22 protein-coding genes are annotated in these 22,403 nt (G+C 73.8%); 16 read left to right on the plus strand and 6 right to left on the minus strand.

Translation table 11 applies throughout. From position 1 onward, the window contains the following. Positions 1-8: 8 nt before the first annotated feature. From ACI793_RS14855 to ACI793_RS14865, 3 genes are all read right to left on the minus strand, one after another. Entirely contained in the window at positions 9-806 is a 798-nt protein-coding gene (locus tag ACI793_RS14855) for an ATP-binding cassette domain-containing protein (RefSeq protein WP_456607151.1), read from the minus strand. Next, positions 803-1,873 (minus strand): ABC transporter permease, encoded by a 1,071-nt coding sequence (locus ACI793_RS14860; RefSeq protein WP_456607152.1) that lies wholly within the window; start codon positions 1,871-1,873, stop codon positions 803-805. Before ACI793_RS14860 ends, ACI793_RS14855 begins: the two co-directional genes overlap by 4 nt. Before the next feature lie 102 nt (positions 1,874-1,975). Then, positions 1,976-2,590 (minus strand): hypothetical protein, encoded by a 615-nt coding sequence (locus ACI793_RS14865; RefSeq protein WP_456607153.1) that lies wholly within the window; start codon positions 2,588-2,590, stop codon positions 1,976-1,978. A gap of 115 nt (positions 2,591-2,705) precedes the next feature. On the opposite strand from ACI793_RS14865, the gene ACI793_RS14870 reads away from it, so the two are divergent. Beyond that, on the plus strand, positions 2,706-3,995 hold the full coding sequence (locus ACI793_RS14870) for an adenylosuccinate synthase (protein WP_456607154.1): 1,290 nt from the start codon (positions 2,706-2,708) through the stop codon (positions 3,993-3,995). Between the two features lie 217 nt (positions 3,996-4,212). On the opposite strand, the gene ACI793_RS14875 is transcribed toward ACI793_RS14870, so the two are convergent. Beyond that, positions 4,213-5,241 (minus strand): glycerophosphodiester phosphodiesterase family protein, encoded by a 1,029-nt coding sequence (locus ACI793_RS14875; protein WP_456607155.1) that lies wholly within the window; start codon positions 5,239-5,241, stop codon positions 4,213-4,215. Positions 5,242-5,508: 267 nt separating this feature from the next. Here ACI793_RS14875 and rsgA point away from each other — a divergent pair, with 267 nt between their 5' ends. From rsgA to ACI793_RS14930, 11 genes are all read left to right on the plus strand, one after another. Then, the gene (gene rsgA, locus ACI793_RS14880) at positions 5,509-6,540 is read left to right on the plus strand and encodes a ribosome small subunit-dependent GTPase A (RefSeq protein ID WP_456607156.1); all 1,032 of its coding nucleotides are present in this window, start codon (positions 5,509-5,511) and stop codon (positions 6,538-6,540) included. 26 nt (positions 6,541-6,566) lie between these two features. Next, positions 6,567-7,835 (plus strand): phosphoribosylamine--glycine ligase, encoded by a 1,269-nt coding sequence (gene purD, locus ACI793_RS14885; RefSeq protein ID WP_456607157.1) that lies wholly within the window; start codon positions 6,567-6,569, stop codon positions 7,833-7,835. Beyond that, on the plus strand, positions 7,832-8,230 hold the full coding sequence (locus ACI793_RS14890) for a hypothetical protein (protein WP_456607158.1): 399 nt from the start codon (positions 7,832-7,834) through the stop codon (positions 8,228-8,230). The genes purD and ACI793_RS14890 overlap by 4 nt, the downstream gene beginning before the upstream one ends. Before the next feature lie 68 nt (positions 8,231-8,298). Next, positions 8,299-9,606, plus strand: coding sequence for an adenylosuccinate lyase (gene purB / locus ACI793_RS14895; RefSeq protein ID WP_456607159.1), 1,308 nt, complete (start codon positions 8,299-8,301; stop codon positions 9,604-9,606). Beyond that, on the plus strand, positions 9,603-10,460 hold the full coding sequence (locus tag ACI793_RS14900; protein ID WP_456607160.1) for a phosphoribosylaminoimidazolesuccinocarboxamide synthase: 858 nt from the start codon (positions 9,603-9,605) through the stop codon (positions 10,458-10,460). Before purB ends, ACI793_RS14900 begins: the two co-directional genes overlap by 4 nt. 134 nt (positions 10,461-10,594) lie before the next feature. Next, positions 10,595-11,473, plus strand: a complete 879-nt coding sequence (locus ACI793_RS14905) for a DUF559 domain-containing protein (protein WP_456607161.1) — start codon at positions 10,595-10,597, stop codon at positions 11,471-11,473. A 137-nt stretch (positions 11,474-11,610) separates the two neighbouring features. Then, positions 11,611-11,850, plus strand: coding sequence for a phosphoribosylformylglycinamidine synthase subunit PurS (gene purS, locus ACI793_RS14910; RefSeq protein ID WP_135143865.1), 240 nt, complete (start codon positions 11,611-11,613; stop codon positions 11,848-11,850). A 2-nt stretch (positions 11,851-11,852) separates the two neighbouring features. Next, entirely contained in the window at positions 11,853-12,524 is a 672-nt protein-coding gene (purQ, locus tag ACI793_RS14915; RefSeq protein ID WP_456607162.1) for a phosphoribosylformylglycinamidine synthase subunit PurQ, read from the plus strand. Further along, on the plus strand, positions 12,521-14,890 hold the full coding sequence (purL, locus tag ACI793_RS14920) for a phosphoribosylformylglycinamidine synthase subunit PurL (protein WP_456607163.1): 2,370 nt from the start codon (positions 12,521-12,523) through the stop codon (positions 14,888-14,890). Before purQ ends, purL begins: the two co-directional genes overlap by 4 nt. Further along, on the plus strand, positions 14,890-15,279 hold the full coding sequence (locus tag ACI793_RS14925) for a sterol carrier family protein (RefSeq protein WP_456607164.1): 390 nt from the start codon (positions 14,890-14,892) through the stop codon (positions 15,277-15,279). The genes purL and ACI793_RS14925 overlap by 1 nt, the downstream gene beginning before the upstream one ends. A gap of 58 nt (positions 15,280-15,337) precedes the next feature. Then, the gene (locus ACI793_RS14930) at positions 15,338-16,105 is read left to right on the plus strand and encodes a thioesterase family protein (RefSeq protein ID WP_456607165.1); all 768 of its coding nucleotides are present in this window, start codon (positions 15,338-15,340) and stop codon (positions 16,103-16,105) included. 56 nt (positions 16,106-16,161) lie between these two features. Here ACI793_RS14930 and ACI793_RS14935 read toward each other — a convergent pair whose 3' ends face one another. After that, positions 16,162-16,323 (minus strand): MFS transporter small subunit, encoded by a 162-nt coding sequence (locus tag ACI793_RS14935; protein WP_456607166.1) that lies wholly within the window; start codon positions 16,321-16,323, stop codon positions 16,162-16,164. Then, on the minus strand, positions 16,320-17,735 hold the full coding sequence (locus ACI793_RS14940; RefSeq protein ID WP_456607167.1) for an OFA family MFS transporter: 1,416 nt from the start codon (positions 17,733-17,735) through the stop codon (positions 16,320-16,322). Before ACI793_RS14940 ends, ACI793_RS14935 begins: the two co-directional genes overlap by 4 nt. Before the next feature lie 204 nt (positions 17,736-17,939). Here ACI793_RS14940 and ACI793_RS14945 point away from each other — a divergent pair, with 204 nt between their 5' ends. From ACI793_RS14945 to purM, 4 genes are all read left to right on the plus strand, one after another. Continuing rightward, positions 17,940-19,025 carry an S-(hydroxymethyl)mycothiol dehydrogenase gene (locus ACI793_RS14945; RefSeq protein ID WP_456607168.1) on the plus strand — a complete coding sequence of 362 codons (1,086 nt, stop codon included), beginning with the start codon at positions 17,940-17,942 and terminating at the stop codon, positions 19,023-19,025. Beyond that, entirely contained in the window at positions 19,022-19,657 is a 636-nt protein-coding gene (locus ACI793_RS14950; protein ID WP_456607169.1) for an MBL fold metallo-hydrolase, read from the plus strand. Before ACI793_RS14945 ends, ACI793_RS14950 begins: the two co-directional genes overlap by 4 nt. A gap of 98 nt (positions 19,658-19,755) precedes the next feature. Beyond that, positions 19,756-21,294, plus strand: coding sequence for an amidophosphoribosyltransferase (gene purF / locus ACI793_RS14955; protein ID WP_456607170.1), 1,539 nt, complete (start codon positions 19,756-19,758; stop codon positions 21,292-21,294). Beyond that, positions 21,291-22,352 carry a phosphoribosylformylglycinamidine cyclo-ligase gene (gene purM, locus ACI793_RS14960; protein ID WP_456607171.1) on the plus strand — a complete coding sequence of 354 codons (1,062 nt, stop codon included), beginning with the start codon at positions 21,291-21,293 and terminating at the stop codon, positions 22,350-22,352. Before purF ends, purM begins: the two co-directional genes overlap by 4 nt. Positions 22,353-22,403: the final 51 nt, after the last annotated feature.

Here is a 22,403-nt window from a genome sequence, read left to right on the forward strand (position 1 = left end):
GCTCGGCGTCAGCGGCCGCCGAGCTCCGGGTGCAGTGCCGTGAGTGCGTCGGTGAGCACGTTCAGCTGGTCGCCGCCGGCCATCAGCGCGGTGAGGCCGTCGGCGTCGACGTCCTCCCGCGTGAGGTTGCCGGCCACCTGGCCGCCCGCCAGCAGCAGGAACCGGTCGCCGATGAGATGCGCGTACCGCGGGTTGTTCGTGACGACGACCACGGCCAGTCCCTGGGCGCGGGCGGCGAGGATGGCCTGCCCGAACAACGTCTGACGGGCCACCGTCATCGGCGCCGTCGGCTCGTCGATGACCAGCGCGCTGGCGCCGAAGTGCAGCGCCCGGGCCACCGCGAGGCTCTGCCGCTCGCCGGCCTGCAGCCGGCTGGCCGGCTGGTCGGGGTCCAGCCCCGGCACGCCCACGCGGGCCATCGCCCGTGCGGTCGTCTCCCGCGCCGAGTCGAGGTCGAGCCGGCGCAGCGGCCACACGCCCCGGGTCGGCTCGGCGCCCAGGAAGAAGTTCCGCCAGACCGAGAGCAGCGGGGCGACCGCGAGGTCCTCCCAGACGGTCGCGATGCCGGCGGCCCGGGCCGCCCGGGGCGACCGGAAGCGGACCGCCGTGCCCGCCACCCGGAGCTCGCCCTCGTCGTGCCGGCGCAGCCCGGACAGCAGTGCGACCAGGGTGGACTTGCCCGAGCCGTTCTCGCCCAGCACGCAGCTGATCTCCCCGGCGGGGAAGGCTGCGGTCACCCGGGACAGCGCGGGCACGCTGCCGTGGCGCACGGTCACCCCCCGCAGCTCGAGACCGCCGTCGCTCACGAGCGCGGCACCCCCTTCAGCCGGTGCCCGACCACGCCGTTGGCGACCAGGGCCACCACCAGGAGGACGCCGAGCAGGGCCTGGAACCACGGCGGGTCCCAGCCGGCCAGCGCTATGCCCTGCCGGGCGACGGCGTAGAGGAGTGCGCCGATCGAGGCGCCGAGTGCGGAGCCGTAGCCGCCGGCGAGCAGGCAGCCGCCGAGCACCGCCACCACGATGAAGTCGATCCCGGTGGCCAGCCCGGCACTGCTGACCTGGACGCCGCCGAGCCGCACCAGGGTCAGCGCGCCGATCAGCCACCCCGCCGTGGCGCTGAGGCAGAACAGCGCGACGGTCGTGCGGCGCACCGGCACGCCGAGCTCCCGGGCGGCGGTGCGGGCCCCGCCGCTGGCGAAGACGGCGTTGCCGAACTTGGTGCGCCACAGCACCCAGGTGGCCACCGCGGTCACGCCGAGCCACCACAGCAGCGAGACGCGGAACCGGCCGTCGCCCAGTTGCGCGGTCGACCCGAGCAGCGTGGCGGCCGACTCCCATCCCGGTGCGCCCTCCAGGCCGTCCACCCGCCCGGAGCCGGCGATGGCCCGCACGCCGGCCAGCGTCGTCCCCTGCAGGACGAGGAGGGTCGCCAGCGTGACCAGGAAGCTGGGCAGCCCGGTGTTGACGACGAGCACGCCGTTGACCAGGCCGACGAGCAGGGCGCAGGCCAGGGAGGCCAGCAGTGCCGGCCACGTGCTCCAGCCGGCGTGACCGATCAGCAGGGCGGTCATGGCCGCGCTGGAGATGGCGAGCACCCCGACGGACAGGTCGAACTGGCCGGCGATCAGCAGCAGCGCCACGGCCACCCCGCCGATGCCGAGGGTGGCGGCGACGTCGAGGACGCCGGCCAGTCCACCGGAGCTCAGCAGCTCGGGGGCCTGCAGTGCGAAGAACGCCAGCACGAGGACCAGTCCGACCAGCGCCGGCAGGCTGGGCCTGGTCAGCGCGCGCTGCAGCACCCATCTGCTCCGCGCGTCCCGGGCCGTGGCGGCGCGGGGCGCCACGGACGTGGACAGGCGGTCGGCTCTCACCGGCGGTGTCCGGCGGGACGGGGGGACGACGGCAGCGGGGCCTCCTCGACGAGCGTGCCCCCAGTGTCCACGACGCGTCCGGCCGGTCGCACGGCGCTCCGCTCAGGGGTGGAGCAGCCAGCGCACCCGGTCGTCGGCGAACCACGTCCAGCGGTGCACCGCCCGCGGGTAGCGCACGCCGTCGCGGATGACCCGGGCCGGGTCGGAGGCCACCTGCAGCGCGCGGCCGCTCGTCCGGCGGGTGGGCCGCAGCGGCAGCGTCATGACCGTGACGCCGATCGTGTCGACGGCGGTCCAGTCGGGCCGTACGTCGATGCGGGTGATCTCGCCGTTGGCCACCCGGATGTCGTCGTGGTGCGCCTGCAGGCCCAGCCGGCGGCTCAGCGAGCGCCGCCCGTCGCCGTCGGCCTCGATCCGGCCGTGGTGCAGCAGCACGCCGCCGTGGTCGTCCCGGACCAGCGAGAGCTCCCGCGGGCCGCCGGAGCCGATGCCGAGGTCCCGGGCCAGCCCGGTGGAGTCCTTGTCGCCGCCCGGCTCCCAGGACACCGGCACCTCGGCCGTCCGCCCCGCCTTGAGCAGCACCGTGAGAACGGCCGCCAGCCCGGCCACCGGTCCCCGGACCAGCACCGACCCGGCGTCGGCGGCCCCGGACACGGAGGCCGCGCGCGGGGCCTCGCCGGCCGCCAGGCGCCGCAGATCCAGCTCCAGCGAACCCATGCGGATACCCTGCCATCCGACCGGCCGTGCGCCCGGTACGGCCACGCCCCACCCGCCCTACCCCGCCGCACCGAGCGACCGGCCAGCCGTCCCGACCGAAGGAGAGCCAGCCCCGATGCCCGCAGTCGTGCTGATCGGCGCCCAGTGGGGCGACGAGGGCAAGGGCAAGGCCACCGACCTGCTCGGTGGGCGCGTCCCCTACGTCGTCCGCTACCAGGGCGGCAACAACGCCGGCCACACGGTGATCACCCCGGACGGCGAGAAGTACGCGCTGCACCTGATCCCGTCGGGCATCCTGACGCCGGGTTGCACCCCGGTCATCGGCAACGGCGTGGTCATCGACCCCGAGGTGCTGATCCACGAACTCGCCGGCCTGGAGGAGCGGGGCGTGGACACCTCGCGCCTGACCATCTCCTCGGACGCGCACCTGATCATGCCGCACCACCGGGCGCTGGACAAAGTCACCGAGCGCTTCCTGGGCAAGCGGAAGATCGGCACCACCGGCCGCGGGATCGGCCCCGCCTACGGCGACAAGGTCGCCCGCACCGGCATCCGCGTGCAGGACCTGCTCGACCTCTCCATCCTCCGGCAGAAGCTCGAGGGCACCCTGCAGGAGAAGAACCAGATCCTGGTCAAGGTCTACAACCGCAAGGCCATCGACGTCGACGAGGTCGTCGAGGAGTACGCCGGGTACGCCGAGCGGCTCAAGCACCGGATCGCCGACACCCGGCTGCTGCTGGGCAAGGCCCTCGACGCCGGCGAGTGGGTGCTGCTCGAGGGCTCGCAGGGCACGCTGCTCGACGTCGACCACGGCACGTATCCGTTCGTGACGTCGTCGAACCCGACCGCCGGTGGCGCCGCCGTCGGCGCCGGGGTGGGCCCCACCCGCATCGAGCGGGTCGTCGGCATCCTCAAGGCCTACACGACCCGGGTGGGCTCCGGCCCCTTCCCGACCGAGCTGTTCGACCAGTGGGGCGAGTACCTGCGCAAGCAGGGCGGCGAGGTCGGCGTGACCACCGGCCGCGACCGCCGCTGCGGCTGGTTCGACGCCGTCGTCGCCCGGTACGCCAGCCGGGTCAACGGCATCACCGACTACTTCCTCACCAAGCTGGACGTCCTCTCCGGCCTGGAGACGGTGCCGATCTGCGTGGCCTACGAGATCGACGGCGTCCGGCACGAGGAGATGCCGATGACGCAGACCGACTTCCACCACGCGAAGCCGGTCTACGAGGAGATGCCGGGCTGGTTCGAGGACATCCGGCACTGCCGCACCTTCGACGAGCTGCCCGCGAACGCCCGGGCCTACGTCCAGCGCCTCGAGGAGCTCTCCGGCGCGCGGATCAGCGTCATCGGCGTCGGCCCCGGCCGCGACGAGAACGTGGTGATCCGGGACTTGATCGGTTGAGCGGTGTCACGGTCGGCCTCCGGCCGACACCGCGGCCAGGAGCCGTTCCCCTGCTGCGCTGAGCGTGTCCCGGTCCCTCCTCTGGAGAGCCTTCGGCCCTCCGTCGTCGGGACCGCCTCGCAGGGCGGCTCACGTCGGGGTTACGAGGCTCCCGCGGGGCGTGCCTTCGTGCCGCGGCAGCGACGGCCTTCCTCGGGGAGCCTCCGGCCCCCACTCGTCAGGCCGTCAGGCTCCGCTGGCGGGTGCGGCTGCGCAGCGCGGTGACGGCGAGATCCGGGGAGTCGGTGATCAGACCGTCGAGCCCGAGGTCCAGCAGGTGCCGGGCGTCGGCGACGGCGTCACCGTGGGCGCCGGGCTCCTCGCCGCGGCGCAGATGCGCGGGCAGGAAGACGTTCTCCGCCCGCAGCGTCCAGCAGAAGACCGACAGGGCGGCGCGGTGGGCCTCGACGACCAGCGGGCAGGTCCCGCCCCGGCCTTCGGCGGACCGAAGGATCCGCTCGCGGCTGGGCCCGATGCCCTGCGCGTAGGTCGAGATCTCGCGCAGCCCGGCTCGGGTGACCATCCGGTCGCCCTCCGCGCCGTTCCCCACGAGCTGGATCATGCGGGGGCCCTGGTCGCCGAGCCGGGCGCGCAGCTCCCGCAGCAGGGCCGTGTCGAAGGACTGCACCAGCACCGGACCCGCCGCCGAGGCCACGCCGAGCCGCTGCAGCTCGTCGGCGGCCAGCGCGGCCAGCGTCGGGCCGGTGCCGTCGGGCCAGGTCACGTTCTTGAGCTCCACGAGCACCTGGACCAGGCGGTCGGGCGTGGAGCGGCGCTGGGCCAGCTCGACGACCTCGGCGAGGGTCAGGATCCCGAACCGGCCGTCGTAGGCGGTGTTCAGCGGGCGGAGGTCGGGCATCCGCTCGAGAGCGCGCAGCGTGCGCAGCTCGGCGAGGGTGAAGTCCTCGGTGAACCAGCCGGTGACCGGCTTGCCCTTCACCGTGCGGGTGGTGCGCCGGTCGGCGAACTCCGCGCGCTGCGCCACGTCGGTGGAGAGCGACAGCTCGCTCTCGTGGCGGACGACGAGGGCGCCGTCGCGGCTGACCACGACATCGGGCTCGATGAGGTCGGCGCCCATGTCGATCGCCAGCTCGAAGCTGGCGGCCGTGAGCTCGGGCCGGTAGGCCGGGGCACCGCGGTGCCCGATGACAGCGGGGCGGGGAAGGCGGGTCACGGGCGGCATGGCCAGCGACTCGGTCGCGTGCATGGATCCCACAACACCTCAATCGGATGGCGAGTGGGCGAACTGGAGGGAACGTGTTGCGCACGATCGGACGCACAGGGCGTTGACCAGCAACGGTGCATGGGTCCAGTGACGCATCTCTCACGGTTGAGACCGTGTTGCGGCACGGAAGCCGCAGGTCACGGGCGTCCCGCTCGTCCCCGGCGTCCCAGCGACCCCTTCCCGCCCGCCGCGCCGGGGCCCCATCAATTCGGGTGACACCGTGCCGGGCCGGCGCCCACCATCGTCGGCGTGACTCCCCTTCCGGCCCTGGGCTGGCGCCCCGAGCTGGCCGCGCACCTGCCGGCCGGGACGGCGCCCGCCCGCGTGGTGCGCGTGGACCGCGGCCGGCTCGGTGTGCTCACCGAGCACGGGGAACAGCGGGTGCACCCCGGCGCCGGCCTCTACGCCGACGCCGCGCTCGGTGGCCCCGCGGTGGGCGACTGGGTCGCGGTGCGCGACGAACTGGCGGTCGCCCTGCTGCCCCGGGCGAGCGCCTTCGTGCGCACGGGTGCCGGGCGCTCGTCGGCGGCGCAGGTCGTGGCGGCCAACCTCGACCTCGTCCTGGTCGTCGACGCGCTGACCGCCGATCCCCGGCTGCGCCGCGTGGAGCGGTACCTGGCCGTCGCCTGGAGCAGCGGTGCGACGCCGGTCGTCGTCCTCACCAAGGCCGACGTCTGCGACGACGTCGTCGCCGCGGTGGAGGCGGTGCGCGAGGACGCCCTCGGTGTCCACGTCGTGGCGGTCAGCTCCCTGACCGGCGAGGGGATGGACGCGCTGCGGGCGCTGCTCGCACCGGGCCGGACGGCGGCGATGGTCGGGCCGTCGGGGGTCGGCAAGTCCAGCCTGCTGAACGCCCTGGCCGGCGAGCCGCTCGCGGGCACCCGGGAGATCCGCGAGGACGGGCGGGGACGGCACACGACGACCGCCCGGGAGCTCCACCCGCTTCCCGGTGGCGCCCTGCTGATCGACACCCCCGGCATGCGGGAGCTGGCGCTGTACGACGACGCCGCAGGGGTGGAGGCCACCTATGCCGACGTCGCCGACCTGGCCCTGGACTGCCGGTTCCGGGACTGCACCCACGGCGGCGAACCGGGCTGCGGGGTGGCCGCGGCCCTCGACGACGGCCGGCTGGACCCCGCGCGGTTCCGCGGGTGGCGCAAGCTCCAGGCCGAGGCCCACCGGCAGCGGCTCCGGGTCGACGCCCGGGCCCGCGCGGAGGAGCGGGCCCGGCTGCGGACCCTGCACCGCTCGCTGCGCGACCAGCCGAACCGTTCGCGCTGACGTCGGCGTCGGTAGCGTTGCGCCCCGTGCGCGTGCTCGTGATCGGCTCCGGTGCCCGGGAGCACGCCCTGTGCGTGGCTCTGACGTCCGACCCCGCCGTCGAGGCGCTCGCCTGCGCGCCCGGCAACGCCGGCACCCGCGCGCTCGCCGAGGCCGTCGCGTTGGACGTCCGCGACCCCGAGGCGATCGCCGGCCTGGCCCGGACGTGGGGGGCGGACCTCGTCGTCGTCGGCCCGGAGGTGCCGCTGGTGGCCGGCGCGGCCGACGCGGTCCGCGACGCCGGCATCGCCTGCTTCGGCCCGTCGGCGCAGGCGGCGCAGCTGGAGGGCAGCAAGTCCTTCGCCAAGCACGTGATGACCGCCGCCGGCGTGCCGACCGCGCAGGCCTGGCCGGTGGGTGGACCGGCGGAGCTGGAGACCGCGCTGGACGAGGTCGCGGCCCTCACCGGCGGTGCTCCCTACGTGGTCAAGGACGACGGGCTCGCGGCCGGCAAGGGCGTGCTGGTGACGCCGGACCGGGAGGCGGCCCTGGCCCACGGGCGCGGCGTGCTGGACGCCGGGGGAGCGGTGCTGGTCGAGGAGTACCTCGACGGACCCGAGGTGTCGCTGTTCGCCGTCACCGACGGGACGACGGTGCTGCCGCTGGTGCCCGCCCAGGACTTCAAGCGCCGTGACGACGGCGACGGCGGCCCGAACACCGGTGGCATGGGGGCCTACGCGCCGCTGCCCTGGGCGCCGGCCGGCCTGGTCGACGAGGTCATGGCCACGGTGCTGCAGCCGACCGTGGACGAGATGGCCCGCCGTGGTGAGCCGTTCAGCGGTCTGCTCTACGCCGGCCTCGCGCTGACCTCGCGCGGCGTCCGGGTGGTCGAGTTCAACGCCCGCTTCGGCGACCCCGAGACGCAGGTGGTGCTGCCGCTGCTGGCGACCCCGCTGGCCGGGCTGCTGCACGCCGCGGCCACCGGCACGCTCGCCGGCCACCCGCCGCTGGAGTGGCGGGCGGGCTCGGCGGTCACCGTGGTGGTGGCCTCCTCCGGCTATCCCGAGGCCCCGCGCACCGGTGACCCCGTCACCGGCGCCGACGGGGAGGGCGTCCTGCACGCCGGGACGACCGTCGCCGACGACGGCACCGTCCTGTCCGCCGGGGGGCGGGTGCTCTCGGTGACCGCGGTGGGCGGGGACCTGGCGGCGGCCCGGCAGGCCGCCTACGAGCGGGTGGCGGCCGTGCGGCTGGCCGGCGCCCACTGGCGCACCGACATCGCGCTGGCGGCCGTCGAGGGGCGGATCGTCCTGTGAGCAGCGAGGACGAGATCTGGAACCGCGCCTGCGATCCGAACGGCCCGTTCACCCACCCCGGCGACGCCGCTCTCGCCGCCGTCCTGATGTGCCACGGGATGGCCATGAACGGGGGACTGCTCCATGCCGTCCAGGGGCTGGAGGTGGACCAGCGGGAACGTGTCGTGGCCGGCTTCCGTCTCCTCGGCCTGGACGACGCCGCCCGCGCTGTGGAGGCCGTCGCGCAGGGGGCGGCCAGGCTGGCGGCGGGCGATCTCGCGGCCGAGGAGCGCCTCGAGGTCGAGGCGGGCCGGCGATACGACGAGGCGCTGCCGGAGTGGGATGAGACGATCGAACGCGCGTTCCGGGCTCACCTGGAGCGTCACCCGGAGGCCTACGCGCCGCTCGATCCCTGAGCCGGGCGCACCGGCGGCTCCGCGCTGCGGGAGACTGTGCCGGTGCTGAGGGCGACGAGGTGGGCCGGATGATCGAGCGCTACACGCTCCCCGAGATGGGGCGGGTCTGGAGCGACCAGCACAAGTACGAGCTCTGGTGCCGGGTCGAGACGCTGGTGCTGGAGGCGCACGCCGCCGCGGGCCGGGTGCCCGCCGACGTCGTCGAGCCGGTGCGCAACGCGCCGCCGCCGACCCCGGAGCGGGTCGCCGAGATCGAGGAGACGACGCAGCACGACGTCATCGCCTTCCTCACCGCGTGGGCGGACAACACCGAGCCCCGCTCGGCCGCGGCCTACGTGCACCACGGCATGACGTCGTCAGACCTGCTGGACACCGCGCTGGCCGTCCAGCTGACCGACGCCACCGACGTCCTGCTGGCCAAGGCCGACCGGCTGGTGGCCGCGCTGCGCGACCACGGCCTGGCGCACCGGAACACGATCCGGGTGGGCCGTACGCACGGCGTGCACGCCGAGCCCGTCGTCTGGGGCCACCGGGTCGCCGACCTCGCCTTCGCCGCCGCCCGCTCCCGGGACCGGCTGCGGGCGGCGCGCGAGCGCGTCGGCGTCGTCGCCATCTCCGGCGCCGTCGGCACCTACTCGCTGATCGACCCCTCGGTCGAGGTCGCCGTGGCGTCGGCACTCGGGCTGAAGCCGGCCGACGCCTCGACCCAGGTCGTGCTGCGCGACTCGATCTCCGAGTGGGTCTCGGCGCTCGCGGTGATCTCGACCGTGTGCGAGGCGATCGCCCTGGAAGTCCGGCACGGCCAGCGCACCGAGGTGCGGGAGCTGTCGGAGGCGTTCGGGTCGGGCCAGAAGGGCTCGAGTGCGATGCCGCACAAGAAGAACCCGATCCGCTCCGAGCGCATCGCCGGCCTGGCCCGCGTGGTGCGGGCGGCGATCGTGCCGGTGATGGAGGGCATCCCGCTGTGGCACGAGCGCGACATCTCGCACTCGTCCACCGAGCGGGTCTTCCTGCCCGACGCCGCGATCACCACCGACTACCTGCTCGACCTCACCGCCGGCCTGGTCGAGAACCTGGTCGTGGACGCCGACCGGATGCGGGCCAACCTGGAGTCCACCGGCGGGCTGATCTACACCTCGTCGGTGCTGCTGGAGCTGGTCGAGGGCGGGCTGTCCCGCGAGGACGCGTACTCGCTGGTGCAGACGGCGGCGATGGAGACGTGGAACAGCGGCACGCCGTTCCGGGAGACGCTGCGGGCCCGGGCCGCCGCCTCGGACGTGACACTGGACGAGGCCCGGCTGGACGAGATCTGCCGGCCGGAGCGCTACGTGGCCAACCTGGGCCCGCTGTTCGACCGGCTGGCGGCGCTGTCGTGATCGACCTCCCGCTCGTCGCCCGCGGCAAGGTGCGGGAGATCTACGACGCGGGCGCCGACCGGCTGCTGCTGGTGGCCTCCGACCGCATCTCGGCCTACGACTTCGTGCTGCCGACGCCGATCCCGGACAAGGGGCGGGTGCTCACCCAGCTGTCGGTGTGGTGGTTCGAGCAGCTCGCGCCGGTGCTGGCGCGGTTCGGGGCCTCGCACCACCTGGTATCGGCGTCGGACGTGCCCGCGGAGGTCGCCGGGCGGTCGATGCTGGTGCGCCGCCTGGAGATGCTGCCCGTCGAGTGCGTGGCCCGCGGCTACCTCTCCGGAGGCGGCACCAAGGAGTACGAGCGCACCGGCTCGATCCGCGACGTCGTCCTGCCGGCCGGGCTGGTCGAGGGGTCGCAGCTGCCCGCGCCGGTGTTCACGCCGTCGACCAAGGCGGAGATCGGGGAGCACGACGAGCCGATCGACTTCCCCGCCGTCGTCGCGGCCGTGGGTGCCGAGCGCGCCGAGGAGCTGCGCGACCTCACGCTGGCGCTGTACTGGCGCGGGGCCGAGATCGCGCGCGACGCGGGGATCGTGCTGGCCGACACGAAGTTCGAGTTCGGCACCGACGGCGGCTCGCTCGTGCTGGGCGACGAGGTGCTCACCCCCGACTCGTCCCGGTTCTGGCCGGCCGACACGTGGGCGCCCGGCCGCGCGCAGCCCTCCTACGACAAGCAGTTCGTGCGCGACTGGCTGACCTCGTCGGGCTGGGACCGCGTCTCCGAGCCGCCGGAGCTGCCCGCCGACGTCGTCGCCGCCACCCGCGAGCGCTACGTGACCGCCTACGAGCGCCTGACCGGCACCCCGTTCGCCTGACCCCCCGAGCCCAAGGACGCCCACATCGGCGATATGGGGCCCAACGGCGCCTCCTCAGCCCCACATCGCCGATGTGGGCGCTGGCGCTGTGGACGGCGCGCATGCCGTGGCCGGCGACCGTCCATGCTGCGCCCGTGCCCAAGCGAAGGCCGCGTTCGCGGATCACCGGCCCGACGACGCGGAGGGCGGTGCGCGAGGCCGGGCTGAGCCTGGAGGAGCTCAGGCACCCCGAGGTCACCCGGCTGTCCCGCGACACGTACCTGCCGACGTCGCTGAGCGGGGAGCTGACGAGCCGCCTCGCCGCCGTCCTGCTCACCGCGCCACCGGGCAGCGTCGTCAGCCACCTGTCCGCCGCTGATGTCTGGGGGCTGCAGATCCCGCTGCGCGACCGCGCCGACCGGCGGGTCCACCTGACCGTCCCCAGCGCATCCCGGGCGGAGAGCAGGGGCGACCGCCGCCTGTACCGGTCTGACGTGGCGGAGGAGGACGTCCGGCGGCGCCGCTCGCTGCCGGTGACGTCACCGGCGAGGACGTGGCGCGACTTGGCTGCAATCCTCGAACCGGCGGCTCTCCTGGCGGCCACGGACCAGGTGCTGAACGGCATCGCCAGCCGGGACGAACTCCGAGAGGAGCTCGCCCGCCGCCCCACCGGCCGCGGTTGTGCTCGTGCGCGCGAGGTGCTGCCTCTAGGGGACGCCAGAGCGGAGTCGCCGATGGAGTCGGTCGTCCGCTGGCTGGTCCTCCATGCGGGCATCCCGGCACCGGAGCTGCAGTTCGAGATCCGCGACGGGCTCGGCGCCCTCATCGCCCGCGCCGATCTGGCCTGGCCCGAGCGGAAGGTGCTCGTGGAGTTCGACGGCGACGTCCACCGGGAGCGGGATGTCTTCGTCCGCGACCTGCGGCGGCAGAACCGGCTCGTCGCGTCGGGGTGGACGGTTCTCCGGTTCACGTCCGCGGACGTGCTCGGTCGCCCCGACGAGGTGCTCGCCGAGATCCGACGGGCGCTCCGCTAGGCCCGAGATCGCCGATCTCGCGCTCATGAGACGCGGGAAGGCCCCAGATCGCCGATGTGGGCGAGTCGGAGCAGCGGGCGGCGGGGGGAGATGAGGGTCACCGGGGCGGTGGCGAGCGTCCCGGTACCCTCGTCGGCGTGTCCAGGGTGGTCGTCGACGTGGTCCTCAAGCCGGAGATCTCCGACCCCCAGGGGCAGGCGGTGCTCGGCGCGCTCGGCCGGCTGGGCCACGACAGCGTCCGCAGCGTCCGCCAGGGCAAGCACTTCGTGCTCGAGGTCGACGGGACGCCCGACGAGGCCGAGCTGAAGCAGATCGCCGAGACGCTGCTGGCCAACCCGGTCATCGAGGACGTCGAGCTCCACATCCCCAAGGACTGATCGTGCGCATCGGTGTCATCACCTTCCCGGGCTCCCTGGACGACGTCGACGCCGCCCGCGCGGTGCGTCTCGCCGGCGGGGAGCCGGTCGCGCTGTGGCACGGCGACCACGACCTGAAGGACGTCGACGCCGTCGTCCTGCCCGGGGGCTTCTCCTACGGCGACTACCTGCGGGCCGGGGCCATCGCCGCCCGCTCGCCGCTGATGCAGGACGTCGTGGCCGCCGCGAAGCAGGGCCTGCCGGTGCTCGGCATCTGCAACGGCTTCCAGGTGCTCTGCGAGGCCGGCCTGCTCCCCGGCGCGCTGACCCGCAACAGCCACCTGCACTTCCGCAACCGCGACCAGCTGCTGCGCGTCGAGCGCGCCGACACGGCGTGGACGGTCGACTACAGCGAGGGCCAGCAGATCCTCATCCCGGTCAAGAACGGCGAGGGCCGCTACGTGGGCTCCGACGCCGACCTCGACCGCCTCGAGGGGGAGAACCGGGTCGTGTTCCGCTACGTCGGGGGCAACCCGAACGGCAGCTCCCGCGACATCGCCGGCGTGACCAGCGAGAACGGCCGGGTCGTCGGCCTCATGCCGCACCCCGAGCACGCGGTCGAGGACCTCACCGGCCCGAGCACCGACGGGCTCGGCTTCTTCACCAGCATCCTGAAGGCGGTTGTCAGCGCGTGAGCGAGGACGTGACGGCGGGACAGGCCAGCGCCACCGCAGGGCTGTCCGACCTCGACACCGGCCCGGGCCGGCTGGCCAACCGCCTCGACACCGTCGAGCTCGCGGCGAGCACCCCGGACGACGAGCAGCCCTGGGCCGAGCTCGGCCTCAAGGCCGACGAGTACGCCCGCATCACGGAGATCCTCGGCCGCCGGCCCACCACGGCCGAGCTCGCCATGTACAGCGTCATGTGGAGCGAGCACTGCTCCTACAAGAGCTCCAAGGTGCACCTGCGGCAGTTCGGCGACCTGCCGAGGAGCGAGGCGCTGCTGGTCGGCATCGGCGAGAACGCCGGCGTCGTCGACGTGGGCGAGGGCTACGCGGTCACCTTCAAGGTCGAGAGCCACAACCACCCCAGCTACGTCGAGCCCTACCAGGGCGCGGCCACGGGTGTGGGCGGCATCGTCCGCGACATCCTGACCATGGGCGCCCGCCCGATCGCGGTCATGGACAGCCTCCGCTTCGGCCGCGCCGACGCTCCCGACACCGCCCGCGTGCTGCCCGGCGTCGTCGCCGGCGTGGGCGGCTACGGCAACTGCCTGGGGCTGCCCAACATCGGCGGCGAGCTGCTCTTCGACGAGTGCTACGCCGGCAACCCGCTGGTCAACGCCCTGTGCGTCGGCGTGATGAAGCACGAGGACGTGCACCTGGCCAAGGCCGAGGGCGCCGGCAACAAGGTCATCCTGTTCGGCGCGCGCACCGGCGGTGACGGCATCGGCGGCGTCAGCGTGCTGGCCAGCGAGACCTTCGACGCCGAGGGTCCGGCCAAGCGCCCCGCCGTCCAGGTGGGCGACCCGTTCACCGAGAAGCTGCTCATCGAGGCCTGCCTCGAGCTGTTCCAGCAGAACCTGGTCACCGGCATCCAGGACCTCGGCGGCGCGGGCCTGTCCTGCGCGACCTCCGAGCTGGCCAGCGCCGGCACCGGCGGCATGCACGTCGACCTCGACACCGTCCCGCTGCGCGACAGCACCCTGACGCCCGCCGAGATCCTGATGAGCGAGTCGCAGGAGCGGATGTGCGCGATCGTCGAGCCGGGCAAGGTCGAGCAGTTCCTCGCCGTCTGCCGCAAGTGGGACGTCCGCGCCGCCGTCATCGGTGAGGTCACCGACGGCGACCGGCTCACCGTCGACTGGCACGGCGAGCGCATCGTCGACGTCCCGCCGCGCACCGTCGCCCACGAGGGCCCGGTCTACGAGCGCCCCATGGCCCGCCCGGCCGACCTCGACGCCCTGCAGGCCGACGACCCCGGCCGGCTGCCCCGGCCCACCACGCCGGCCGAGCTCCAGGCGCACTGGCTGGCCGTCGTCAGCAGCCCGGACGGCGCGGACAAGAGCTGGGTCACCGAGCAGTACGACCGCTACGTGCGCGGCAACACGGTGCTCGCCCAGCCCGAGGACGCCGGCGTCGTCCGCATCGACGAGGAGAGCAACCGCGGCATCGCGCTCTCCCTGGACGGCAACGCCCGCTTCGCCCGCCTCGACCCCTACGCCGGCGCGCAGCTGAACCTCGCCGAGGCCTACCGCAACGTCGCGGCCACCGGTGCGAAGCCGCTGGCGGTCACCAACTGCCTGAACTTCGGCTCGCCGGAGAACCCCGAGGTCATGTGGCAGTTCGCCGAGGCCGTCCGCGGTCTCGCCGACGGCTGCCGCGAGCTCGGCCTGCCGGTCACCGGCGGCAACGTGAGCCTCTACAACCAGACCGGCGACGTCGCCATCAACCCGACGCCGGTCATCGGCGTGCTGGGCGTGCACGAGGACGTGCGCACCCGCGTGCCCGCCGGCTGGCGGACGGAGGGGGAGACGGTCCTGCTGCTCGGCGAGACCCGGCCCGAGTTCGGCGGCTCCGCCTGGGCCAGCGTCGTGCACGGGCACCTCGGCGGCCGGCCCCCGGCATTGGACCTGGCGGCCGAGCGCGCCCTCGCCGACCTGCTCGGCGCGCTGGGCGGCGAGGGCCTGGTGAGCTCCGCCCACGACCTGGCCGACGGCGGGCTGGCGCAGGCCCTCACCGAGTCCGCGCTCCGCTACGGCACCGGAGCCCGGCTCGCCCTGGACGACGACGCCTTCACCGCACTGTTCAGCGAGTCCACGGCGCGGGTCGTCGTCACCACCGCCGATCCCGGCGGCGTGAAGCGCGCCGCGGAGTGGGCCGGCGTCCCGGTCACCGAGCTGGGGACGACGGGCGGCGACGCGCTCGTGCTGGACGGGCTGCTGGACCTGCCGCTGGCCGAGCTGCGGGCCGCGTGGAGCGCCACCCTCCCCGCTCTGTTCGGCGGGCCGGAGCACGGCACGACGTTCACCGTCCCGGCGGGCACCGTCCCGACCAGCTGATGGCCGGCACCGCCCCCATCCCGGCCGACGAGCTGCGGGCCGCCCTCGAGCCGGTGCGCGCGTGGCTCGACGGCGGGGCCGAGCGTCCGCCTCGCGCCGTCGTGGGCACCGCGGTGAGGACGAGCACCCGCTGGCTGGCCCAGCAGGTGCCCGGCCGCTCCGTGGAGCTGCGGGTGCCACCCCACGTCGCCGTCCAGTGCATCGAGGGGCCCCGGCACACGCGCGGCACGCCGCCCAACGTGATCGAGACCGACGCCGCCACCTGGCTGCGCCTGGCCAGCGGCCGGCTCGGCTGGGCCGAGGCCGTCGCCGAGGGGAAGGTCGTGGCCAGCGGCAACCGCGCCGACCTGTCGCACCTGCTGCCGCTCCGGCCGCTGAGCCGCCCCTGACGGCCGTCGGGCATGCTCGACCTCCGGGCGGACCGGCCGCCCTCCGCACGGAGGTGTCATGCAGGCGTCGTTCATGCCCGACGGGGACCTGCTGGTGCCGACGGCGACAGCAGCGAGCCCGTGGTCGGACGAGATGGTCAACGGCCACCACATCGGCGGTCTGGTGGCGTGGGGCGCGCAGCGCGACGAGCCGGACCCCGAGCTGCAGCTGGCCCGCATGACCGTCGACATGGTCCGGGCCGTGCCCATGCGGCCGCTGCGCGTCGAGACGCGCCCCGGCCGGGAGGGACGCCGGCTCCGGGTGCTGGACGTCTCCGTCCTCGACGGGGAGGTCGAGGTCATCCGGGGCTCGGCCCTGCTGCTCCGCCGCTCCGAGCACCCGGACGCCGAGCCGTGGGCGCCCGAGCCGTGGGACGTCCCGCCGCCCGAGCAGATCGAGGGCACGGCCGGGGGGCCGATGCCGTGGGAGGTCCGCAGGATCACCCCCTGGGGCGACGGCGGGCCGGGCAAGGTGTGGATGCGGGAGACGGCCGAGTTCGTCGCCGGGCAGCCGCTCACGCCGATGCTCCGCGCCGCGCTGATGGCCGACTTCACCAACCCGCTGGCCAACTCCGGCACGGGCGGGCTGGCGTTCATCAACGTCGACGTGACGATGTACCTGACGCGGGACCCGCGCGGCGAGTGGATCGGCATGGAGAGCGCCGGCCACCTCGGTGCCGACGGCATCGGCTTCGGCACCACGTGGATGTACGACCGGGAGGGCCGGATCGGGCACTGCGTCGCCGCCGCGCTGCCCGACCCACGGATCCAGGCCCGCCACCGGTAGCGCGACGCCCCCGCCCGCGGACGTCGCGGGCGGGGGGCGTCGGGTGCTGCGGGCCGTCAGCCGAAGAGCGCGCTGGCGGCCTTCACGGTGTTGTACAGCCCGTACGCCAGCGGGACGCCCACCAGCGCCCAGGCGAAGGCGATGAGCCCCACGGGCGTGTGGGTGGTGGGCTGCTCGTTCCCGGTCGGGTCGTTCCGTGTCGAGGCGGGGGTGCTCATCGGACCGTGCTCCGTTCGGGTGCGGCTGCGGCGGTGGGGACGTCGGTGGGCTTGGGCTCCCACCACTTCTCGGCGACCGGCTTGATCAGCAGGTTGGCCACGAAACCGATGGCCAGCAGGCCGACCATGATGAACAGCGCCGGCCGGTAGTCCCCGGCGACCAGCTCACCCGGGGTGCCGCGGGCGTCCAGGACGCCGTTGATGATCAGCGGCCCGGCGATGCCGGCAGCGGCCCAGGCGGTCAGCAGTCGGCCGTGGATGGCGCCCACCTGGTAGGTGCCGAACAGGTCGCGCAGGTAGGCCGGGACCGTCGCGAACCCGCCGCCGTAGAAGCTGATGATGATCGCGGCGGTGAGGACGAAGATCCAGGTGGCCGTGCTGCCGAGGGTCGCCAGGATGACGTACAGGATGATCCCGACACCCAGGTAGACCATGTAGATGGGCTTGCGCCCGATGTAGTCCGAGGTCGAGGACCACACGAACCGGCCAGCCATGTTGAACAGCGAGAGCAGGCCGACGAACCCGGCGGCCGTGGCGGCGAGGACCGTGGAGGTCTCCCCCTCGCGGAAGAAGTCCTGGATCATCGGCGCGGCCTGCTCGAGGATGCCGATGCCGGCGGTCACGTTGCAGAAGAGCACCGTCCAGAGCAGCCAGAACTGCGGCGTCCGGATCGCGTTGTTGGCGGACACGTTCTCCGTCGTCACCAGTGACTTGGACTTGACCGAGGACGGGTCGAAGCCGTCGGGCCGCCAGTTCGCGGCGGGGACCCGGATGATGAAGGCGCCGAACATCATGAAGACCAGGTAGATCAGGCCCAGGGTCAGGAACAGCCCGGCGACGCTCATCCCGTCGGGCACGGTGCCGGCCGTCCCGTCGTAGCTCGGGTCGTACCAGTTCATGAGCTGGCGGGACAGCGGCGAGGCGATGAGGGCGCCGCCGCCGAAGCCCATGATCGCCATGCCGGTGGCCAGGCCCGGGCGGTCGGGGAACCACTTGATCAGCGTGGACACCGGCGAGATGTAGCCGATGCCCAGGCCGATGCCGCCGAGGAAGCCGTAGCCGAGGTACAGCAGCCACAGCTGCTCGGTGTAGATGCCCAGGGCGCCGACGAGGAAGCCGGACACCCAGAAGACGGCGGAGGTGAACATCGCGGCCCGCGGGCCGTTCGTGTCCACCCACGTCCCGAACACCGCGGCCGACAGGCCGAGCATCACGATGGCGATCGAGAAGATGATCCCGATCTGGGTGAGGCTCGCGTCGAAGTGCTCCACGAGCGCGGTCTTGTAGACGCTGGTCGCGTACGCCTGGCCGATGCACAGGTGGACGGCGAGGGCGGCCGGCGGGATCAGCCACCGGTTGAAGCCTGGCCGGGCGACGATGCGCTCTCGGGCCAGGAAGGCGGGAACGGCCACGGGCGGGACCTCCGGGGACGGGACGCGACGCGGCCGGTCGGACGCGCCTCGGCTGCGCCCGTGGTGTGAGTCACAGCCTCGAGGAACGTACGACGCCGTGCCGGTGCTGGCGCGTTCAACCGGTGGACCGGAATGCTCTCGTGACCGTCGACGGGGGCGAGGGGCCGCCGGGTCGCTCCGGCGTTCCCCGCCTAGGCTCGGCGCATGGCCTACGAGGTGAAGGGCGTCGTCGCCCGCAGCAAGGGTGCTCCGGTCACGATCGAGACGATCCTGGTGCCCGATCCGGGGCCGGGTGAGGCGGTCGTCGACATCGCCGCGTGCGGTGTCTGCCACACCGACCTGCACTACCGCGAGGGCGGCATCAACGACGACTACCCGTTCCTGCTGGGCCACGAGGCCGCCGGCACCGTCGCCGCCGTCGGCGAGGGCGTCACCAACGTCGCGGTCGGTGACTACGTCGTCCTCAACTGGCGGGCCGTCTGCGGGCAGTGCCGCGCCTGCCTCAAGGGCGAGCCGAAGTACTGCTTCGACACCCACAACGCCGCGCAGAAGATGACGCTGGCCGACGGCACGGAGCTCTCCCCGGCCCTCGGCATCGGCGCGTTCGCCGAGAAGACGCTGGTCCACTCCGGCCAGTGCACCAAGGTCGACCCGACCGCACCGCCCGCGTCCGCCGGGCTGCTCGGCTGCGGCGTCATGGCCGGCGTCGGCGCGGCCATCAACACCGGCGCGGTGCAGCGCGGCGAGAGCGTCGCGGTGTTCGGCTGCGGCGGGGTCGGGGACGCCGCGATCGCCGGCGCCAAGCTGGCCGGGGCGACGACGATCATCGCGGTCGACATCTCCGACACCAAGCTGGAGTGGGCGAAGAACTTCGGTGCCACGCACACCGTGAACTCCAAGGACACCGACGCCGTCGAGGCCATCAAGGCGCTGACCGGCGGGTTCGGTGTGGACGTCGCCATCGACGCCGTCGGCCACCCCAAGGTCTTCGAGCAGGCGTTCTACGCCCGCGACCTCGCCGGCCGCGTGGTCATGGTCGGCGTCCCGACGCCGGACATGGAGATCACGCTGCCGGCCATCGAGATCTTCGGCCGGGGCGGGTCGGTGAAGTCCTCCTGGTACGGCGACTGCCTGCCCAGCCGCGACTTCCCCATGCTGGTCGACCTGTACCTGCAGGGCCGGTTCGACCTCGACGCCTTCGTCTCCGAGACGATCGGGCTGGACGACGTCGAGGCCGCGTTCGAGAAGATGCACAAGGGCGAGGTCCTGCGCAGCGTGGTCGTCCTGTGAGCGCCCGCATCGAGAAGCTCGTCATCCCCGGTGTCTTCTCCCTGGACGGCCAGGACTTCGACGTCGAGAACAACGTCTGGCTCGTCGGGAACGACGACGAGGTGCTGGTGATCGACGCACCGCACGACGCCGCCCCCATCGTCGAGGCGATCGGCGGCCGGACGGTCACCGCGATCGTGCTCACCCACGGGCACAACGACCACATCACCGCCGCACCGGCGCTGCGCGAGGCCACCGGCGCCCCGATCTGGTTCAACCCCGCCGACCGGATGCTCTGGGACATGACCTTCGGGGGTGGCGGCGGGGATGCAAGCAGAGCCGCGGCGCCGGACCACGACCTGGTCGCCGGCACGCGGTTCTCCGTCGCCGGGACCACGCTCACCGCCCTGCACACCCCGGGGCACTCGCCGGGCAGCACGTGCCTGCACTCCGGTGACCTGAACACGGTGTTCACCGGAGACACCCTGTTCTGCGGTGGCCCGGGGGCGACCGGCCGCTCGTTCAGCGACCACCCGACGATCGTGAACTCGATCCGCGCCCAGCTGTTCAGCCTGCACGGCGACACGGTCGTGAGGACCGGGCACGGCGACGACACGACGATCGACGCGGAGCTGCGGAGCGTCGTCGGCTGACCCCCGACACGGCGATGAGCTGCGCCGACACGCGGTGGAGTGACGGGGACCACCGCGCTCGGTCTGGGCAGCACGTCCCGCGCCGGTAGTCTCTGGGGGTGCCTCGCGGTGATGGACGGCTCACGCACGACCTCGACCCCCAATCCCCCGGACCTCAGGACGCCTGTGGCGTCTTCGGTGTCTGGGCCCCGGGCGAAGAGGTCGCGAAGCTGACCTATTTCGGTCTGTACGCCCTCCAGCACCGCGGTCAGGAGGCGGCCGGGATCGCGGTGTCCGACGGCACGTCCGTCGTCGTCTACAAGGACCTCGGGCTGGTCAGCCAGGTCTTCGACGAGGCGACGCTGGGCAGCCTGCGCGGCCACCAGGCCGTCGGTCACACCCGCTACTCCACGACCGGCGCCTCCACGTGGGAGAACGCCCAGCCGACGTTCCGCACCACCGAGACCGGTACCGGCCTGGCGCTGTGCCACAACGGGAACCTGGTCAACACCGCCGAGCTGGCCGTCAAGGCCGCCGACGCCGGGGTGCCGGGTGCGTTCGTGGCGACGAACGACTCCGACCTGATCACCGCGCTCATCGCCGCCCGCCCCGACCTCTCGGTCGAGGCCGCCGCGATGGAGGTGCTGCCGCAGCTGCGCGGCGCGTTCAGCCTCACCTTCATGGACGAGGACACCCTCTACGCCGCCCGCGACCCGCAGGGCGTCCGCCCGCTGGTGCTCGGCCGGCTGGAGCGCGGCTGGGTCGTGGCCAGCGAGACCGCGGCGCTGGACATCGTCGGCGCCTCCGTGGTCCGCGAGGTCGAGCCCGGCGAGCTCATCGCCATCGACGAGAACGGGCTGCGCAGCCAGCACTTCGCGCCGGCCCAGCCCAAGGGCTGCGTCTTCGAGTACGTCTACCTCGCCCGTCCCGACACCACGATCTCCGGCCGCGGCGTCCACGCCGCGCGCGTCGAGATCGGCCGGCGGCTGGCCAAGGAGCACCCGGTCGAGGCCGACCTGGTCATCCCGGTGCCCGAATCCGGCACCCCGGCGGCGGTCGGGTACGCACAGGCCTCGGGCATCCCCTACGGCCTGGGCCTGGTCAAGAACTCCTACGTCGGGCGCACGTTCATCCAGCCGAGCCAGACCATCCGGCAGCTGGGCATCCGGCTCAAGCTCAACCCGCTCCGCGACGTCATCCGCGGCAAGCGCCTGGTCGTCGTCGACGACTCGATCGTCCGCGGCAACACCCAGCGGGCCCTGGTCCGGATGCTGCGCGAGGCGGGCGCCGTCGAGGTGCACGTACGGATCGCCTCGCCGCCGGTGAAGTGGCCGTGCTTCTACGGCATCGACTTCGCCAGCCCGGCGGAGCTGGTGGCCAACGGCCTGGACATCGACGGCGTCCGTGCCTCGGTCAACGCCGACTCGCTGGGCTACGTCTCCGAGCAGGGTCTGATCGCCGCGACCGAGCAGCCGGCCAACCGGCTGTGCACCGCCTGCTTCACGGGCAACTACCCGATCCCGCTGGAGCAGCCCGAGGTGCTCGGCAAGCACGTCCTCGAGGGCATCGAGAGCCGTGCGATGACCGGGTGGACCGGCCGGCAGGCCGGCAGCGCCACGGTCCCCGGCGGCGCCGAGGACGCCCTGCTGCGCCCGTGACCGGCGCCGAGTTCACCTACGCCGCCTCCGGCGTCGACATCGACGCGGGCGAGCGTGCGGTCACGCTGATGAAGACCGCGGTCGAGCGCACCAACCGGCCGGAGGTGGTGGGCGGCCTGGGCGGCTTCGCCGGGCTGTTCGCCCTGGACACCGCGAAGTACCGCAGGCCCCTGCTGGCCTCCTCCACCGACGGCGTCGGTACGAAGATCGCCCTCGCGCGGCAGCTGGACCGGCACGACACGGTCGGCATCGACCTGGTCGCCATGGTCGTCGACGACCTGGTGGCCTGCGGCGCCGAGCCGCTGTTCCTGCAGGACTACGTGGCCTGCGGCAAGGTCGTCCCCGAGCGGATCGCCGCGATCGTCACCGGCATCGCGGCCGGCTGCACGCTGGCCGGGGCCGCGCTGGTGGGCGGGGAGACGGCCGAGCACGGCGACCTGATGGACGCCGACGAGTACGACCTCGCCGCCACCGCCGTCGGCGTGGTCGAGGCCGACGCCGTCCTGGGCCCGGAGCGGGTCCGGGCCGGGGACGCCGTCGTCGCGATGGCGTCGTCCGGCTTCCACTCCAACGGCTACTCGCTGGTGCGGCGCGTCGTGGCCGCGGCGGGGCTGGACCTGCACGCCACCCCGGCCGGCCTGTCCCGGCCGCTCGGCGAGGAGCTGCTCGAGCCCACCCGCATCTACGCCCTGCAGTGCCTGGCGCTGGTGGAGCGGCACGGTGTGGACGCCGTGCACGCCTTCGCGCACATCACCGGGGGCGGGCTGGCCGGCAACACCGCACGCGTGGTGCCCGACGGTCTCCAGGCGGTGCTGGACCGGGGCACGTGGGCCCTCCCGCCGGCAGTGCACCTGCTCGAGGAGCACGGGGTGCCGCGCGCGGAGTCCGAGCGCGCCTTCAACTGCGGCGTCGGCATGGTGGCCGCCGTCGCCCCGCAGGTCGCCGACGACGTGGTCGCGCAGATCACCGCGGCGGGCGTGCCCGCCTGGGTCGCCGGCAGCGTCGAGCCGCGCTCGGGTGACGACGACGCCGCACGGCTGGTCGGCTCCTACCGCTGAGCGTCAGGCGCCAGCCGCTGCCGGCGGAGCCGAGCGCACGAAGCACCGCCT

The organism is Blastococcus sp. SYSU DS0617, from assembly GCF_054051075.1.

Excerpts from the sequence above, each read along its gene's own strand:
- purB (WP_456607159.1), top strand. The coding sequence starts at position 8,299 with ATGATCGAGCGCTACACGCTCCCCGAGATGGGGCGGGTCTGGAGCGAC.
- ACI793_RS14870 (WP_456607154.1), top strand. The coding sequence starts at position 2,706 with ATGCCCGCAGTCGTGCTGATCGGCGCCCAGTGGGGCGACGAGGGCAAG.
- ACI793_RS14865 (WP_456607153.1), bottom strand. The coding sequence starts at position 2,590 with ATGGGTTCGCTGGAGCTGGATCTGCGGCGCCTGGCGGCCGGCGAGGCC.
- ACI793_RS14875 (WP_456607155.1), bottom strand. The coding sequence starts at position 5,241 with ATGCACGCGACCGAGTCGCTGGCCATGCCGCCCGTGACCCGCCTTCCC.
- ACI793_RS14935 (WP_456607166.1), bottom strand. The coding sequence starts at position 16,323 with ATGAGCACCCCCGCCTCGACACGGAACGACCCGACCGGGAACGAGCAG.
- ACI793_RS14930 (WP_456607165.1), top strand. The coding sequence starts at position 15,338 with ATGCAGGCGTCGTTCATGCCCGACGGGGACCTGCTGGTGCCGACGGCG.
- ACI793_RS14945 (WP_456607168.1), top strand. The coding sequence starts at position 17,940 with ATGGCCTACGAGGTGAAGGGCGTCGTCGCCCGCAGCAAGGGTGCTCCG.
- ACI793_RS14925 (WP_456607164.1), top strand. The coding sequence starts at position 14,890 with ATGGCCGGCACCGCCCCCATCCCGGCCGACGAGCTGCGGGCCGCCCTC.